This window comes from Chryseobacterium lineare, assembly GCF_977014045.1.
Window position 1 is genome coordinate 3,676,728 of sequence record NZ_CDRNIQ010000001.1, and the last position, 17,391, is coordinate 3,694,118.

Genomic DNA, 17,391 nt, shown 5'->3' on the forward strand with positions numbered 1-17,391 from the left:
TTATTTTAAAACCAGATCACAAAACCAGAAAACATAGTCTCCATCATGGCTTTCAATGTCGGATTTTGGTTTGGGATAGGTCTTTTTAACAATTTCACCAATTTCAAAATCAATTGGATTTTTAAAAATCGGTCCATCAAAAGTGAATGTGTGAAATTCTCCGTTTTCTCCGCACGGATCTACATTTGCCGGTAAATCATTAATGAAATTTTTATCGATAATTCTTCCTGCAAAACTTTTGTCAAGATAAGTTTCGTTCACACAAGTCACAATAGTTTTAAAACCTAGATCCAGAAAATCATGAATAAGATCGGTTGTATTGATTTTCCACAGTGGAAAAATACCCTTAATTCCTACAGATTCTAATTGATCCTCTCGATATCTCCTTAAATCTTCCAGGAAAATATCTCCAAAAACAGAATGAGTAACTCCATTGGTTTTAATTTCATTCATGGTTTTACTCATGATTTCACGGTATTCTTCCATAGTCGGTTCTTTCGGAAGCTCCATTTTGATTAACGGAAATCCTAAACTTTCAGCCTGTTTTTCCAACAGCGAGACATGAACGCCATGCATTGATATTCTTTGGAATTCTTTATTAATGCTTGTCAGTAAAGAAGTAATTTCAAATTGGTTTTCTTCTAAAATTTTATATAGAGCAAATGCAGAATCTTTTCCGCTGCTCCAGTTGAAGATGACTTTGGGTTTCATGTCTTAAACTTAGAAAATATTAAATAAAAATCTCGGAACAAATTTATGTTCCGAGATTTATATTTTTTAAATTTTATTTTAAATGTACATTTTTTTCTTCCTCTTTGGCTTTATCTAAAGCTTTTCTTACTCCTTGTACTGAGTTCTCATAATTATTATCTTTCCATTTTTTAAGTGCTTCATTTTTCATATTCATATCAGATAGAACGAGACTTTGATCTGTTAAATTGATAAGGCTTGTATTTAAAAGGACATGTGCCATTTTTCCGGTTTCAATCATTCCATAATATGAAATCATGAAGCCATAGTTTACATCTGTTATTAATAGCTCGTCCACATTGTATTTATTTTTAAAGCTGCTAAAATCATAACGTGAATATTTTTTACCTTCAGTTTTTGGTCCTTCAAATTTAGGAGCTGTTTTCGGATCAAATGCTTCATCAATGATTACAACTTCTTTACCTCTTGATTTCAATATCTCAGAATATAAACTGATTAATTCTTCTTTAGGTTTAATTCTTTCTCCAATTACATTCAGCCCTTCCTGATATTTGTCTCCCGAAGTAACAGCCATATCTAAAAGCCCTTGAGATCCTTCTTTATATTTTGCCGGAGCTCCTGAATTAATTAAAATACCAACTTTTGACGGTTGACTCCAATATTCCGGTGTTAAAGCTACTTTTGGAAGACAGCTTGTTAGTAAAGTTAATGCTGCAAAAACAAGAAATAATTTTTTCATCGTTATCTTAAATTTGGCGCAAAATTAAAAAAAAAAACTCTTGAAGGAAAATAGACTTTGTAAAAAGTTAACCTTTTAGTAAACAAAAAACCTCAAAGAAAATTCCTTGAGGTTTAACTTTATTAAATATTGATACAGTTAGTATTCAATAATTGCCAGTCCGGCTACGGACTACATATTCCGTCTATACTTGCCACCCACTTCAAACAAAGCGTTGGTAATCTGCCCAAGCGAACAATATTTCACAGCATCCATCATCACTTCGAATAAATTTTGCTGATTAATCGCAGCGTGTTGCAAAGTTTTCAGAGCGGCTTCGGATTTATCTTCATTAGATTTCTGGAAGTTGTGTAATGTTTCAATCTGAACCTGCTTTTCTTCCTCAGTCGAGCGGATCACTTCTCCCGGACGAACCGTTGGCGAACCGTCTTTTCCTAAGAATGTATTCACCCCGATGATTGGATATTCTCCGGTATGCTTCAACCATTCGTAATGCATAGATTCTTCCTGGATTTTAGAACGCTGGTACATCGTTTCCATTGCACCCAAAACACCGCCTCTTTCTGTGATTCTGTCGAATTCTGCATAAACTGCTTCTTCCACAAGATCTGTCAGTTCTTCAATAATGAATGAACCTTGAAGCGGATTTTCGTTTTTCGCCAATCCTAATTCTTTATTAATGATCAACTGAATTGCCATTGCTCTTCTCACAGATTGCTCAGTCGGTGTTGTAATCGCCTCGTCATAAGCATTGGTGTGAAGTGAATTACAGTTATCATAGATTGCATAAAGAGCCTGTAAAGTCGTTCTGATGTCATTAAAATCAATTTCCTGCGCGTGAAGCGAACGTCCTGAAGTTTGGATGTGGTATTTCAGCATCTGGCTTCTTTCGTCTGCGCCGTATTTCAATTTCATCGCTTTTGCCCAGATTCTTCTCGCCACACGTCCGATCACTGAATATTCAGGATCAATCCCGTTGGAGAAGAAGAAAGATAAATTTGGAGCAAAATCATTGATGTCCATTCCTCTTGACAAATAATATTCCACGTAAGTGAAACCGTTTGCCAATGTAAATGCCAACTGAGAAACCGGATTTGCTCCTGCTTCTGCAATGTGATATCCTGAAATAGAAACCGAGTAGAAGTTTCTTACTTTTTCGGTAATAAAATATTCCTGAACGTCACCCATCAATCTCAAGGCAAATTCAGTAGAGAAAATACAGGTGTTCTGAGCCTGATCTTCTTTTAAAATATCTGCCTGAACGGTACCACGAACGGTCGCAATCGTTTTAGCCTTAATTTCAGCATAAGCTTCAGCAGGAATCACTTCATCTCCGGTAATTCCTAATAATTTTAAACCTAAACCGTTGTTGGAAGGAGGCAATTCTCCGTTATATTTTGGTCTTTCTAAACCTTTGTCATCGAATTTTGATTTTAAAGCTTTTTCAACATTGGCTTCCAATTGATGTTCTGCGATATATTTTTCAACATTCTGGTCGATCGCGGCATTCATAAAGAAGGCTAACAACATCGGAGCGGGACCGTTGATTGTCATTGAAACGGAAGTCATTGCATTCACCAGATCAAATCCGGAATACAGTTTTTTCGCATCATCTAATGTTGCAATAGAAACACCTGCATTTCCGATTTTACCATAAATATCCGGTGGTAAAGCTGGATCTTGTCCATATAAGGTCACAGAGTCAAATGCTGTCGATAAGCGTTTTGCATCCATTTCCGCAGAAACATAGTGGAATCTTCTGTTGGTTCTTTCAGGACCTCCTTCGCCGGCGAACATTCTCGTTGGATCTTCTCCGGTTCTTTTGAAAGGGTAAATTCCGGCGGTGTAAGGAAATCCTCCAGGAAGATTTTCCTGACCTTTCCATTTAATCAAATCGCCCCAGTCGGTATATTTTGGTAACGCTATTTTTGGAATTCTTAAGTGTGATAAAGATTCTGTTGAGGTTTCCACTTTAATTTCCTTTCCACGAACGAAATACGAATAAAACTCCTCGTGGAAGGCTTTTTTCGTATCATCCCAAGATTTCAGAAAGTCAATATTTTCCTGTTGAAGTTCTTTTTCAGCTTTTTGATATTCAGCATCCAACGTTTCATTAGAAAGGAAATTTTTCACTCCTTCAATATGATACATTTTTCTTGCTAATTCGGCTTGCTTTTCAACATTAGCATCATAAATTCTGTTGTTTTCAACAATTTCAGATAAATAACGAACTCTTTTTGGAGGAATAATCGTTACTTCTTCTGTAATTTCGTGTTCTTCGAAACCTTTTAAATTTAAATCTGAAAATTTAGCGTTCACTTTTTCAACCAATCTGTTGTACAGTTCGGTTGTTCCGTGGTCGTTGAACTGAGAAGCTTTTGTCGCATAAACAGGCATTTCGTCTAATGGTTGTTCCCACAACAAATGGTTTCTCTGGAACTGTTTTCTTACGGCTTGAAGCGCATCAAGAGCTCCTCTTTTGTCGGATTTATTTAAAGCTACCAAATCTGCATAATCCAACATGTCAATTTTTTCCAACTGTGTTGAAGCTCCATATTCAGGCGTCATCACGTACATGGAAACATCCGCAAAATCCGAAACTTCCGAACCGGATTGTCCGATACCCGAAGTTTCCAGAATGATGACATCCGGATGAGCCAGTTTCAAAACATTCAACGCTGAATGAATGAAAGGCGAAACAGAAACATTGTTTTCTCTGGTTGCCATAGAACGCATATAAACCCGTGGATCATTGATCGCATTCATACGAATTCTGTCTCCCAACAATGCTCCTCCGGTTTTCTTTTTCGAAGGGTCAATGGAGATGATGGCAATTTTTTTATCTGTATTGGAACGAAGGAAACGTCTTACCAATTCATCTGTTAAAGAAGATTTTCCGGCCCCGCCAGTTCCCGTGATCCCGATGATTGGAATATTTAAATCTTTTGATTTTTCGTCAATCGCTTTTACCAATTCCGGTTTTTCTTCTGAAAAGTTTTCAACCGCAGAAATGATTTTTGCGATGCTTGTAGGATTTTCAAAATTTATAGAATCTAAATCATTAACATTAACATCTTTTCCTGTTGCAAAGTCAGATTTTTGAACCAGATCGTCGATCATTCCCTGTAGGCCAAGCTCACGGCCGTCATCCGGAGAATAAATTCTGTCGATTCCGTAATCCATGAGATCTTTGATTTCTTCAGGTAGAATAACACCACCGCCGCCGCCAAAAATCTTGATCTGCGGCGAGTTTTTTTCTCTTAAAAGATCGTAGATATATTTAAAATATTCATTGTGGCCGCCCTGATAAGAGGTAAGGGCAATCGCGTTGGCATCTTCCTGAATGGCTGTATTTACGACCTCTTCCGCAGATTTATCGTGGCCGAGGTGGATGACTTCACATCCTGTTCCCTGGATTACACGACGCATAATGTTGATCGCAGCATCATGACCGTCAAATAATGAGGCCGCCGTAACAATTCTTACTTTGTTTTTAGGAGTATATTTTTGGGTTTCCATAAAAAATCTGAACAATTTCTAAATTCCAAATATAACAATAAAATAACAACCTCTTGTGTGTGGTTAATATTTTGATTTTTAAATATTTAATAAAAATTGATGGGTTTTACACTTGCCTAACGAATAAACATTCGTTTAGGATTAAGGTTGAGACTCGAACTAAATTTGAGGTAAAAAAACTTTAAATGGGTTTTGTAGTATTAATTTCAAAAATCAGCAGCTTTTAAATTCTCAATTAATTTCTTTACTTTTGCATTACATTTAATGGATATGAAAAAGGCATTGCTCTATTTTTTATTGGGAACAGTTGTAAGTTTTTTAATCAATTATTTCTTTTACAGTTCAGAGAATATAGGACTTGATATTTACTATGCCATCGCTTTTGGTTTTGCGTGGGGAATTGCCTATTATCTGGATACGCCCAATTTTACACTGCCGCAAAAGTTAGGTCTGTCTTTTTTGGCAATGGCAATATTGGTAGCGGTTGGTGCTTTACTATTCAATCTTGAACTTGCGATCCCTTCAATCCTGAAGTTTTCTACAGTCTTTGTAGCGTATTATCTCATTGCGAGTTTCAGGGCCGGTAAAACGCTTCGTGATTAATGCATCATAATAAAGCTTGTGTACATCAATAAAAGCAGCATGCATAAAATTCCGACGAAGTTAATGATAAGCAGTAAAATACCTTTCATTACACTTATTCCTCTTGAACTTTCATATACACGATGGTGTGCTATGAAAAAGTAAAGAAATAAATAAGTGATACCGGCTATATAAGCTAATGTCTGCAAGATACTAAGGATGATATTGTCTGGAATAATATCAATAAGCCTATTGAAAAATATCAGAATCAGAATTCCTAATAACAGGAAAGAGAAATAATGCAACGTGAAAATCCCATGATCAAAGTACCACCATTTCTTTTTATTGTGGAAAATCCAGAGAAAAAAGGCAAAAATAGGGAGATATATAAAAAGAGCCTTGGGAAGTGTATGAACAAAAGTTTCAGAGAATCTGTTGAAGATTTCTTCTCTTCCCAGACCTTGGCCCTGCAGGTGAAATACTTTTTTAGCGAAAGGTCTCAGGAAGTCGAAAATACGTCGGTCACTAAGTCTTTTAGCATATAAAGAATCAAACTGCTTCATATTTGATGCTCCGAGAATACTTATTTTGCCATCTTTGGTTTCTGATAAAGCATCGGTTTCTATATCATTGCCATTGACTTCTGTGATTTTGGTATCTTTATAATATGCTTTTTTCCCTTCAGCGTTCTGTTTGTTTTTTATCTGTTGTGTAAGGCTGTCTGTAAACTTTGCAATCTTCTGTTCCTGTTGTTTTTCCCTAAGAATTGTCTGGGATGCTTTTTCTGTTTTATCATGCCCTTCCTCAGATTCTTCAAAACCTGAAAATAAGGAAGGAAGAAGGAAAGTAATGAAACTTATAAATATATACAGCTTTACCGGTGCAACATATGCCTGTCTTTTTCCGTTAAGATATTCTTTGGTGAGCCTTCCGGGATTAAATAAAAGATATCTGATTGTTTTCCAGAACTGACCGTCATAATGGGTGAAATCCTCAATAAAATGAGTAAAAAGATAATGGAACGGCTGTTTTGTTTCCGTATTTTCCTGTCCGCAGTGCGGGCAGAATCTTTCTTCAACGGGATGACCGCAATTAAGACAGTTCTTATCTGCTCTGATTTTTCCGTGGCTCATGGTTTTATAAGATTTACCGCAAATATAAATATTTAGTTAATATTGTGATTGTATTCTTAAACTTTAAATACGTTATTGAATAAAGTTTAATAAACGGAGCGTCTTATAATATTTCTAATATTCTTAAATAGGGTAATATGCCTTTAAGGTTATTCTTTTATAAACTTTTCAGAATAAATAATTCCATTCATTGTATAGGTGATAAAATAGATTCCGGGGGTTAATTCATGTATAGAGATCCAATATTCATCATTCTTAAAGACTGATTTACAGTTTGTTTTCTTTCCGTTACTGTCGAGAATTTCCATACCGGATAATTTTTTATCTGTTTTAATTTTTAGAATATCTTTAGCAGGAACCGGATAGGTTTTAAAATCAGGCTTTGAGATTTCAGCCGTTCCTAATGTTGTAATATTTATTTTTTTTATTTTGGTCGTTAACTGTCCACAAGCATTTGTTGTTAGTTTTACATCATATGTGCCCCCGTTATAGATATGCTGAGGATTTTCTATATTAGATACTGTACCATCTCCAAAGTCCCATTGGAAAGTTGTAGCTCCTGAAGACTGATTGGTAAACTGTACAGTATTTACATTTATAATCTGATAATTAAATCTTGTATGGGCATCATTAACATTAATATACCAGGTATCCATGTTATTATAGACTACATTCTTTACGGCATTCCTCACGATATTGGCATCAGCAGGAGACAAATTTCCATTGAAAGTAACTGTAGTAGGATCTCTCTTAAATATAGCAGTATAAAAGGTATAGGCAGCAATCATTGAACCTAAATAACTGGGATGCGATTCATCACTTTCATACAGCTCTAATGCAGGATATTGCGTACGTATATATCTCCATACCCTGCCTACAGGTGAAACTATGCTTTCGTTATCCGACGCAGCCTGCATATATCGCTCATAAAGCATATCATCCATTCCTTCATAGGTGCACAGGTAAGAGCCTGGGGTACAGTTTTGCGTATCTCCGTTTTTTCTACCCCACGTCATATAGAATATGACATTTCCGCAGGGATTGTTATTCCTTATATTATTTGCCAGCTGAGCTGCGAATGGGAAAAATTCTGTTTGAACAAATGATGTGGAAAAAGCAGGTATCTGACTTTGCTCCTGCAGGACCACATAATCCCAGTTTCCCTGACTAATCGTATTTGAAACAACGGGATTTCCTGCATGATCTTGTAATGTAGATCCGCCCGGAGTATAGCTTTGGAAGTTGAGATTGTCACCGGCACTGCCTGCTATGTTACTGATAAGTTGCGGAAGATTGTTTTCTCCGGTGTAGCTATTGCCAATAAAATAAACATTTTTTGTAACCTGACCGGAATTTAGGGAGCCAATTAATAGAAATAAAAAATATAATTTTTTCATCATGAGATCATTTGTTTTGTAAATATAAAAAAAATATTCATTCTTATCAATATTGCTCTACTCATTTTTTATATGATAACAGACTAAATATCTTGATTTTATGTTTACAGGTGTAATAATTCTAAGATATGTTTTTGGGTTACCAAAATAATTTGTACCTTTGCACACCCTTTTAAGGGAAAATTATGTTTAATCTTTAACTAAAACGTGTGAATACATTAAGTTACAAAACTGTTTCAGCGAACAAAGCTACTGCTAATAAAGAATGGGTTGTGGTAGACGCTGAAGGACAACCGTTGGGAAGACTAGCTTCTACGGTTGCAAAGATTTTGAGAGGTAAGCACAAAACAAACTTTACACCTCACGTAGATTGTGGTGATAACGTTATCGTTTTGAACGCTGGGAAAGTTACCCTTTCCGGAAACAAGTGGAACGACAAGACTTATATCTGGCATACAGGATACCCTGGAGGACAGAAGTCTATGACTGCGGCTGAACTTCAGAAAAAAGATTCTTTAAAAGTATTGGAAAAATCTGTAAAAGGTATGTTGCCTAAAAACAGATTGGGAGCTGCTTTATTAAAGAACCTTTATCTATATGAAGGAACTGAGCACAAACATGAAGCTCAACAGCCAAAAACAATTAATGTTAACGAATTTAAATAATTAATTATGTCTATAGTTCACAAAATCGGAAGAAGAAAAACTTCTGTAGCTAGAGTTTATGTAAGACCAGGTTCTGGAAACATTACAGTAAACGGTAAAGATGCTGCAACTTATTTCTCTACAGACGTGATGGTTTACAAATTAAACCAGCCGTTCATCCTTTCTGAAACTGTTGGTCAGTACGACGTTACCGTAAACGTATTCGGTGGTGGAAATACAGGTCAGGCAGAAGCTATCAGATTAGGTATTTCTAGAGCACTTTGCGAAATTAATGCTGAATTCAGATTAGCTTTAAAACCTGCAGGTTTACTTACAAGAGATGCAAGAATGGTAGAAAGAAAGAAGCCAGGTCAGAAAAAAGCAAGAAAGAGATTCCAATTCTCAAAACGTTAAGAATTGCGGTAAGCTTAAAGCAATATGCGATAAGCTATTTGAACTTATTAAAATTTTTAATCCGCTTGAAAGCTTACAGCTTAATGCCTAAAGCTTAAAGCAACTTTGCCCGTTACGTTTAGCATCCAAACATTTCTCCCATCTAAAGAAATTGTTGATTGTTTAAAAAACGGAAAGTAAACTAACAAAAACAGAAAACATGGCAAAAGCAAATGTAAAAGACCTTTTAGAGGCTGGCGTACACTTCGGTCACATGACCAGAAAGTGGAACCCAAATATGGCTCCATACATTTTTATGGAGAAAAACGGTATTCACATTGTAGACTTACATAAAACAGCAGTTAAATTGGATGAAGCTTGTAGCGCTTTAGAAAAATTAACTTCTGCAGGTAAAAAAGTTCTTTTCGTAGCAACTAAAAAGCAAGCGAAAGAAGTAGTGGCAAAACACGCTGCTGAACTTAATATGCCTTATATCACAGAAAGATGGCCGGGAGGTATGTTGACGAATTTCGTTACAATCAGAAAGGCTGTTAAAAAAATGAACTCCATCGACAAAATGAAAAAAGATGGAACGTTCGAAACTTTATCTAAAAAAGAAAGATTACAGGTAGACAGACAAAGAGCTAACCTTGAGAAGAACTTAGGTTCTATCGCTGACATGGTGAGACTTCCATCTGCTGTATTTGTAGTTGATATCTTGAGAGAACACATCGCTGTAACTGAAGCTAAAAAATTAGGTATCCCGGTTTTCGGTATCGTTGATACAAACTCTGATCCTAGAAAAGTAGACTTCGTAATTCCAGGGAATGATGATGCTTCTAAATCTATTGATATGATCCTTAGCGTAGTTTCTGAATCTATCAAAGAAGGTCAGTCTCAGAGAAAAGCTGATAAAGAAAAATCTAAAGAAGAAGGAGAAGTAGTATCTGCTGATAAAGATGCTGACTTTGATGGAGAATAATTAAGATTTTCTTACCATACAAAACCGCGCCGAACGTAAGATTCGGCGCGGTTTCTTTTGTTATACATAAAGCCCTTGGTCAATTGGAAACCGTCACTTTATAAGAACTTTCTATAAATTTTGTTTTTTGATAAACCGCGTTACACACCATTCCCGACAGGTTGTAATTCTGATTTTTAGGAACCATCACTGAGCTTGATTTATAGGCTGCGATAGGTATTTTCTTAAAATAATTAGTGCTGCTTATTGTCATAACCGTATTACAACGTGAATTATTTTCTATCGTGATTGAGGTCCTGGGATCGTCAGAAGAATTATTCAGCAAATAGGTTAAAACCTGCGCTGTCTCAGATTTGTATGTTTTCATTAATGCCTCATACTCTCTTTCAACCTGAGCCGTAGAAGTTGTACTGCTTCCTGTATTTGTGGAAATAGGATGGAGTTTCCTGACAGGGTAGTTTGTCTTATGATTTGTAGTGCCACAACTATTCAGGAGCAGAATAAAAACTACTGAAAAAGGAATGTATTTCTTCATATTGCTACATTATATCTGCAAATGTAGTCTTTTTACTTTTTTACTGAAGTTTTGCCTGTCTCAGGTTTAGGATTGTTTATCGTTAAAAACAGACTCTTGTTAATCTCTTTTTTTGAAGAATAAACAACATCACAGACATTGCCATTCAATGTGTAAGTGCCTTTATTTATTACAATAAAATTTTCACCTTTTGCCGGGACGGCCATATTATAAAAATCTTTTCCCTGAATTTTCAGGACAAGATTGCAGTCAGATTGATTTTTAAATAAGAGAATAACTTCCTTACTGTTGATGTCTTCATTGAACATGGCATTCAACAGTTTTACCGTTTTATCTTTATGTTCCTGTGACGTTGATGCGATCAGACGTTTAAATTCTTCGGCCTCTTCTGAGTTGGGTCTTCTGAAGGCATCGCTTGGGATTTCGGAAATTATAGGTCTGGCTTCCATAGGTTTGGCATTCTTCTTTCCTTTGGTCCATTCAGCATTTTTCAAGGCAATAAGTTTAGGCTTCAGGACGCTTCTTTTCGGATCATCAGGATGAGTTGTAGCCAGGTAGTTTTCGATTTCCTTGATGTCTGTACTTTCTAAAATGTTGTGGGAATGGTTTTTAACGCTTGTGCTTTTACAGGCGAAAAGCGTACATAACAAAATAATAAAGATGTTTTTTTTCATGACTGATTTTTTAATGTGTTTTATACGAACAAGAATGTAAGGACGTATAATTTACATCCTTTATAGTGAGCAACGATAAGTTGCTTACATGCGATAAGTTAGATTTGTAATAGCGAGTATTGTTTTTTTTTCATCATTTCTTTGTTTTTTAATTAATTCTGAACTTGATATAAGTAATCGTTTTCCCTTTAGCAGAAAACAATTCTTCGTAATAAGTTTTGATGTCCCTTAAATGCGGGGTGTCAGGGTCGTATTCCGGTGCGCCATAGATATCATGATGTGCAGTAATGATTTCATATCCGGCACCCTGCAGAAAGCCAAGAGTATAGCCGTGAAGGAATTCAGAATCTGTTTTTAAATGAATAATGCCGCCGGGTTTCAGGAATTTTTTATATCTGTTTAGAAAGTCGGGATGCGTAAGCCTGTGCTTGGTACGCTTGTATTTGATCTGAGGATCCGGGAACGTGATCCATATCTCATCTACTTCATTTTCACCAAAGAAATAGTCTACCAGCTCAATCTGAGTTCTCAAAAAACCAACATTGTGCATCTGGCTTTCATGGGCTTCTTTAGCGCCGAACCAGAATCTGGCACCTTTAATGTCAATTCCGATAAAGTTTTTCTCAGGAAAGGTTTTAGCGAGTCCTACAGAATATTCTCCCTTACCACAACCCAGTTCAAGAACGATCGGGTGATCATTCTTAAAGAATTCTGTTCTCCATTTTCCTTTAAGGTCAAAACCATTCAGGGCATCTTCTCTTGTCGGCTGAATAACGTTTGGTAATGTCTTGTTTTCTGCGAATCTTGCTAATTTATTTTTACCCATAGACACTTCTAAAATCTTGCAAAAATAGCGATTTTTATAGATATTTTGTTTAAATGGTAAAATTAAAATTAAGATTTATTTCTTGGATGAGCTGCCGAGAGCAACCATTAAAGGTTTCTGTATTGTTTTTTGAGATGCGTACTGAGCTCCGCATACAATGCTTGTAAAAAGATAATCTCCTTTCTGCACCACAATAGAATTGTCTCCGTGGGCGGGAACAGGAAGCCTGTACTTCGTGACGCCGATGCCTTCCATTCTTACAATAATATTACAGTCAGATTTGTTTTCAATCATTACAATACATTCTTTGGCTGTGGGATCGTTATCAAAAAGAGAGTTCAATATTTTTACGGTTTTATTTTTATGCTCTACAGGGTTTTCTGCCATCAGCATATTGAACTCCGAAGCTTCGGTGTCGGGAATTGCAACAGTCTTTGCTGTTTGGGTGGAGACGGTAGGAGCTATATACACATTTTGCGGATTACTCGGAGTGTAAACGACAGCAGATTGACCGACCTGTAATTCTTTCTGATATTTTGCAATTTGCTTTTTCCTGATATTGGCATTCAGTTCCTCGAAAGATATTTTTGTGGAAGGGCGCCTTCTCAGCATGGCAAGCCAGTCCTGCATCTGCTTTACCTTTGTGTCACCGGGCTTGGCATTTTTAATGTATTCCTTCATCATATCCATAACGCGTGGTTTCAGAACAGATCTTCTGGGATCGTCGGGGTGCGCATCCCTCAGGAATGCATTGATTTCATAGATATTTTTACTTTTTAATATATCACTGTAGTCTTTACCTTTTTTCTGAGCTGAAATATTGACAAAGAGTATTGCGCTAAAAATCAGGAGTATCTTTTTCATTCACTGTCGTTAAAATTATTATCAAATTAAGGTGTCTGAAATATAACGGAAAATATGAGGTTTTCTGCGAAGGTCATTAAATTGTGATAAAAATAAGTATAATTTTTAAAAACAAAAAATGCATACTACAACGGGCAATATGCATTTTGGGGTGTTATGGGTGATGTATTATTTTACAACTTCCTGAAGGTGAGAATTTCTGAGTCTTCTCTGATAGATAGGCAGATATTTCTCGATCGGAATTTTTACAGCCTCGAAATTACCGGTCATAATATAAGGTTCTATATTTTCTGAAGTATATACAAACTGAAGAAAGTTATCAATAAGATTTTCAGGAATTTTAAACTTGATAAAATAGTCTTTTCCCAGATAGTTTTTAATCTGATTTACGGAGCTATTCATTTTTTCATACGCCATATAGCGCTGTTTCTTCTTGCGTTCACCGGAAAGGATATCGTAAATACTTTCCAGGCTGAAGGTTAATCCGCCATCTCTCAATCCTGCCACAGGGAGCTGAGGAGGTGTGCCGTCTCCTTTAGGTTCGGGAAGTCCGATCACTTTTTTTATTGCCAGTGCCTTATCTTCTTTTCGGATGGCATTTACATCGTATCTGAGATTTCCGGTAGGCTTAAACCTGTTGATCACAACTTCCTGAATATCATGATATGCTATTTTTAGTTCGATTAAATTTCTCTGCCCGATCATTTGAGGGGTCAGTTTAATATCCTTTCTTTCGGTGACAATTGATGTGAATCGTATCACATCGCCGCTATTGGCGGAAATCGTAAAATCACCATTGAAATCACTGAGAACGGTGTTCTGAGTAGTAAGATTGGTGACGTACACCTGATTAAGATATAAAACGGAATTATCTCTTAAAAAAACTTCACCGGAATAGGACTGCGCGTTAATTTTCACCAGAAAAACCAACACCAATAGTGTAAATAGCTTATTCATATAATTAGGGCAAAATTACGCAGAATTGTATCAATTTATACCTATTTTAGTAGTGAACAGTGGTTAAAGTTATATTAAACTTTGCTTTATAATTGTTAATGAATGTTATAAATATTTATTTTAAATGAAATTTTAGCTTTGATTTAATAATTTTTCACGAGCAGCCAGCTTGAATATTTTACGGTTGTTTTTCCGCCGAATTCAGTCCAGCTGATGAAATACCAGTAGGTTGCAGTATTTACGTGTCTTCCTGTAATCATTCCGTCCCAGATAAATTTGTTAGTGGGAGTTCCTCTGAAAACTTCGGCGCCATATCGGTCGAATATTCTGAATACGATATTGTCATTATTCATTAATGATGAATAATCAATCACATCGTTGTATCCATCCTGATTAGGCGTAATGGTATTGATAAGGTTGATAATCACAAAATCCTTTGTCACCTCATCACATCGGTTTGAATCTCGAACATGCACAGTATGATTTCCGCGAGGTACATTTACAAAAACATTCGAACTTTGCCAGTTGTTGCCGTCCAGAGAATATTCATAAGGAGGAGTTCCTCCGCTTACCCCGATTGTAACTGTGCTTCCGCTTATCTCAATCAGCGAAATGACAGGAAGTACAGACTCTGTAACCGTCACATTCTGTCTATACGTACAGCCTCCAAAAGTAAGGTCTACCCAATAATCGCCGGGGCCGACATTGTTGATGGAAGGAGTTGTTGCTCCGGTATTCCATAAATAACTGTCAAAACCGGGGCCTGCATCCAACATGGTTTTTGTTTTGGGACAGATTACTTTATTGACCAGAATGTCGGAATGCTTCGGTATTTTAATATTAATGATAATGGAAGCAATATTGGGGCAGGATCCTGGTTTTTCAAAACGGATGTAAATTGTCTGCGTTCCTGTAATGTCTATTGGGTTTGAGGATACTGCGGTATTATTTTGTGCATCCGACAGAGTGGGATGAAATGTTACCGTCACAAGCGGATCTGTCGTGAACTGACTGATATATGTTGATAGGTCAATCGTCTTTGTGCCATCCAGATTATCGTCACATACCGAAACGGAATATGATGTTTTAATAAGAGGAATTTTAGCACCAATCGTAAAGACGAGAGGTTTCACTACCGGAGCACATCCGTCCGGAGAATCTACTCTTATGTAGATGGTGGTACTCGCTGTATAAGACCAGTTGTTGGGAAGTGTATTATTGTTCCCGGCATTTGCATCATTAATATTTCCATAATATCTTACCCCTGGAAAATAACCTGGGTTGCTCAGCACAATAGGGGTAATATTTGATAAAATTACATTGATGACACCGTCCAGATTATCATCGCAAAATGATCCTGTATAGTTAGAAACGACTGTGGCATAAGGATATAAATGAAGAGTAATTTGTGCAATATTTTTACAGCCCAGACTGTTTTTTACTACGGCGTAAACAATAGTTCCATTGGTAGCCGTATAGTTGGAAGAGGTTGTAATATTCGTTCCGGGAGTTTCATTCTGTGCAGCCAGTAAAGATGGATAATAGGTAATGGTTACGGGAGAATTACTTGTTACGTTGGCGGTTGTTAAATTAAATATTCCCTGTCCCGATCCATTGTCACAAGCATTAAGAGTTACGTTGTTCACCGTTATGGTCTGAATATTAATCGTTACCGTTACCGTCTCGCAATCCGGAAGATTGGGGTCATTTCCGCAGAAAGTATAAGTAAATGTATCTGTTCCTGCTGTCCCCGGATTGGTAACAGTATAGGTGATCACTCCTGTGCTGGCGTTCACTGTTGCTGTTCCCAAAGTTGGTGCAGTAAGGATGGAAACTGTTGACGTAAGAGGTGTTTGTGCGGAAGATGTAAATGCCGGAGTAATGGTTTTTGTCGTACAGACATCATAGGCTATTGATGAAAGCTTAGTACAGTTCAGGACTTTATACGGTTCGGTCACCAATGGCGCACAACTTCCCATCGTTACCGAGCAGGTGTAATATCCTGATTGGGTAAGGGTGATTGATGGGTTTGTTGCTCCAGGAATGATATTTCCGTTATTGTACCATTGATACGTGTCGTAAATAATAGGATCGACTGTAAGAATAATTCCGGGCACGCAATCTCCGCCTGATTTTAAAATCACCGGCTGGGTAGGAAATCCTGCGAAAAATCCTCCGTATCCTACAGCGTCACTTCCTGCATTGATTCCCGCCATGATTGCTTTGGATGAAACAACTGTTATGGTACCTGTTGTATTCGGAATGCCATAGGTTACCCAGTTGTTGGTACCTGTCATATTAAAAGGTCCCGTAGTGGCAGGCGGTACCCCTCCGTTTACGGTAACTACAGCGCCACGTTCGGTGATAAGATTTAATTTTGTAGGAATATTTAAAATTCCCGTTGGATTTCCGTTGGAATACACGAAATTTTCATCAATAAAACCGAGCTCATTGATCTGTTTGGGAAGGTAGCAGTTTAATGCCGGAATAAAATTGAAGCCTCCGGTTGCGACCTCGTTTCCTGCAGTACTTGCTCCTGCCAGTACCTGATAAATATAAGCATTTTTCGAAGTTCTGATATACAGATTATAATGTCCGTTTCCCTGAAGCTTATATTTCGAATCCGGGATCATAAAATACTGCCCGATATTTAAAGTGGCAATAGGCAGTGTTTCGTCATTCACACGGACTTCAGTATTATTTTCTGTGGCAATGACCAGCGCTCCTTCCATATTGGAACCTATACTGCCATTACCTTTTACAAGGGCAAATTCATTTCCGAGCCGTTCTACAGGAACCGACTGGTCCATAAGGATATCCGAGCTGGTAGGGAAATTTCCCGCATACTGCCCGTTGAAGTTCCCGTTTGTGACATTTACAGGTTTGTCGGAAACTATTTTTGCTCCGATAAATCCATCGGAATTTCCTGCAATATTTCCGATACCGTCGATAATGTATGATTGTCCTTTGTTTAAAGTAAAAGTAATTGTCGGGTTTGTAACTCCTGTTGTTCCGTTGGAAAACTGCACTACAGGCTTATATCCGGAAATGGTAACGGTTGTGTTGTCTTCCGTTGCCAGCACACTCGTCATAAAATTCAGAATGCTGTTATTTACGGTAATCGGTGCATTAGCAGCGTAAAAAAGCTTTCCGGTGGATGGAATTCCTTTTGATGTAATGATTTCCGCATGATTGTACACGGAAAATCTTAAATTGGCATAAAACGGAAATTCTGCTTTTACATAAATTCCTTTTGTAGTGGGCGTAAACAAATCCGTTTGTAATGTGGTAATAATAAAATCCCGGGGGATGTCAATCTTCTGAGGATTTCCTTTGCTGATATTAACTGTAGCGATAAGAACATTATTATTATAAATGCTTACCGGGAAACTCGTAATACGATTGGTGGAAAGATATAATTTCTGGTAAGGGTTG

Annotated in this window: 15 protein-coding genes; 4 read left to right on the forward strand and 11 right to left on the reverse strand. The window is 37.0% G+C overall.

The window, feature by feature from the left end:
- From ACWNCI_RS16510 to ACWNCI_RS16520, 3 genes are all read right to left on the reverse strand, one after another.
- On the reverse strand, nucleotides 1–711 hold the full coding sequence (locus tag ACWNCI_RS16510) for a Dph6-related ATP pyrophosphatase (RefSeq protein WP_449389130.1): 711 nt from the start codon (nucleotides 709–711) through the stop codon (nucleotides 1–3).
- Nucleotides 712–784: 73 nt separating this feature from the next.
- Entirely contained in the window at nucleotides 785–1,450 is a 666-nt protein-coding gene (locus ACWNCI_RS16515) for a hypothetical protein (RefSeq protein WP_449389131.1), read from the reverse strand.
- A 171-nt stretch (nucleotides 1,451–1,621) separates the two neighbouring features.
- Entirely contained in the window at nucleotides 1,622–4,969 is a 3,348-nt protein-coding gene (locus ACWNCI_RS16520) for a methylmalonyl-CoA mutase family protein (RefSeq protein WP_449389132.1), read from the reverse strand.
- 270 nt (nucleotides 4,970–5,239) lie between these two features.
- Between ACWNCI_RS16520 and ACWNCI_RS16525 the strand changes: the two genes are divergently transcribed.
- Entirely contained in the window at nucleotides 5,240–5,572 is a 333-nt protein-coding gene (locus tag ACWNCI_RS16525) for a hypothetical protein (protein ID WP_449389133.1), read from the forward strand.
- On the opposite strand, the gene ACWNCI_RS16530 is transcribed toward ACWNCI_RS16525, so the two are convergent.
- On the reverse strand, nucleotides 5,569–6,684 hold the full coding sequence (locus ACWNCI_RS16530) for a DUF3667 domain-containing protein (RefSeq protein WP_449389134.1): 1,116 nt from the start codon (nucleotides 6,682–6,684) through the stop codon (nucleotides 5,569–5,571). The genes ACWNCI_RS16525 and ACWNCI_RS16530 overlap by 4 nt on opposite strands.
- 149 nt (nucleotides 6,685–6,833) lie before the next feature.
- Entirely contained in the window at nucleotides 6,834–8,084 is a 1,251-nt protein-coding gene (locus ACWNCI_RS16535) for a DUF4886 domain-containing protein (protein ID WP_449389135.1), read from the reverse strand.
- Between the two features lie 206 nt (nucleotides 8,085–8,290).
- On the opposite strand from ACWNCI_RS16535, the gene rplM reads away from it, so the two are divergent.
- The 3 genes from rplM to rpsB all read left to right on the forward strand — a co-directional run bounded on the left by rplM (nucleotide 8,291) and on the right by rpsB (nucleotide 10,100).
- Nucleotides 8,291–8,746 (forward strand): 50S ribosomal protein L13, encoded by a 456-nt coding sequence (rplM, locus tag ACWNCI_RS16540; RefSeq protein WP_042722889.1) that lies wholly within the window; start codon nucleotides 8,291–8,293, stop codon nucleotides 8,744–8,746.
- A 6-nt stretch (nucleotides 8,747–8,752) separates the two neighbouring features.
- Nucleotides 8,753–9,139: a 30S ribosomal protein S9 gene (gene rpsI / locus ACWNCI_RS16545; RefSeq protein WP_042722891.1), complete on the forward strand. Its 387-nt coding sequence runs from the start codon at nucleotides 8,753–8,755 to the stop codon at nucleotides 9,137–9,139.
- A gap of 199 nt (nucleotides 9,140–9,338) precedes the next feature.
- Nucleotides 9,339–10,100 carry a 30S ribosomal protein S2 gene (gene rpsB, locus ACWNCI_RS16550; protein WP_346983333.1) on the forward strand — a complete coding sequence of 254 codons (762 nt, stop codon included), beginning with the start codon at nucleotides 9,339–9,341 and terminating at the stop codon, nucleotides 10,098–10,100.
- A 79-nt stretch (nucleotides 10,101–10,179) separates the two neighbouring features.
- On the opposite strand, the gene ACWNCI_RS16555 is transcribed toward rpsB, so the two are convergent.
- From ACWNCI_RS16555 to ACWNCI_RS16580, 6 genes are all read right to left on the reverse strand, one after another.
- Nucleotides 10,180–10,635, reverse strand: coding sequence for a DUF6759 domain-containing protein (locus ACWNCI_RS16555; protein ID WP_449389136.1), 456 nt, complete (start codon nucleotides 10,633–10,635; stop codon nucleotides 10,180–10,182).
- Nucleotides 10,636–10,667: 32 nt separating this feature from the next.
- On the reverse strand, nucleotides 10,668–11,309 hold the full coding sequence (locus ACWNCI_RS16560; RefSeq protein ID WP_449389137.1) for a DUF6759 domain-containing protein: 642 nt from the start codon (nucleotides 11,307–11,309) through the stop codon (nucleotides 10,668–10,670).
- Nucleotides 11,310–11,457: 148 nt separating this feature from the next.
- Entirely contained in the window at nucleotides 11,458–12,135 is a 678-nt protein-coding gene (trmB, locus tag ACWNCI_RS16565) for a tRNA (guanosine(46)-N7)-methyltransferase TrmB (protein ID WP_346983330.1), read from the reverse strand.
- A gap of 75 nt (nucleotides 12,136–12,210) precedes the next feature.
- On the reverse strand, nucleotides 12,211–12,999 hold the full coding sequence (locus tag ACWNCI_RS16570) for a DUF6759 domain-containing protein (RefSeq protein ID WP_449389138.1): 789 nt from the start codon (nucleotides 12,997–12,999) through the stop codon (nucleotides 12,211–12,213).
- A gap of 168 nt (nucleotides 13,000–13,167) precedes the next feature.
- Nucleotides 13,168–13,956, reverse strand: a complete 789-nt coding sequence (locus tag ACWNCI_RS16575; protein ID WP_449389139.1) for a hypothetical protein — start codon at nucleotides 13,954–13,956, stop codon at nucleotides 13,168–13,170.
- A 143-nt stretch (nucleotides 13,957–14,099) separates the two neighbouring features.
- Nucleotides 14,100–17,354, reverse strand: coding sequence for a T9SS type B sorting domain-containing protein (locus ACWNCI_RS16580; protein ID WP_449389507.1), 3,255 nt, complete (start codon nucleotides 17,352–17,354; stop codon nucleotides 14,100–14,102).
- Nucleotides 17,355–17,391: the final 37 nt, after the last annotated feature.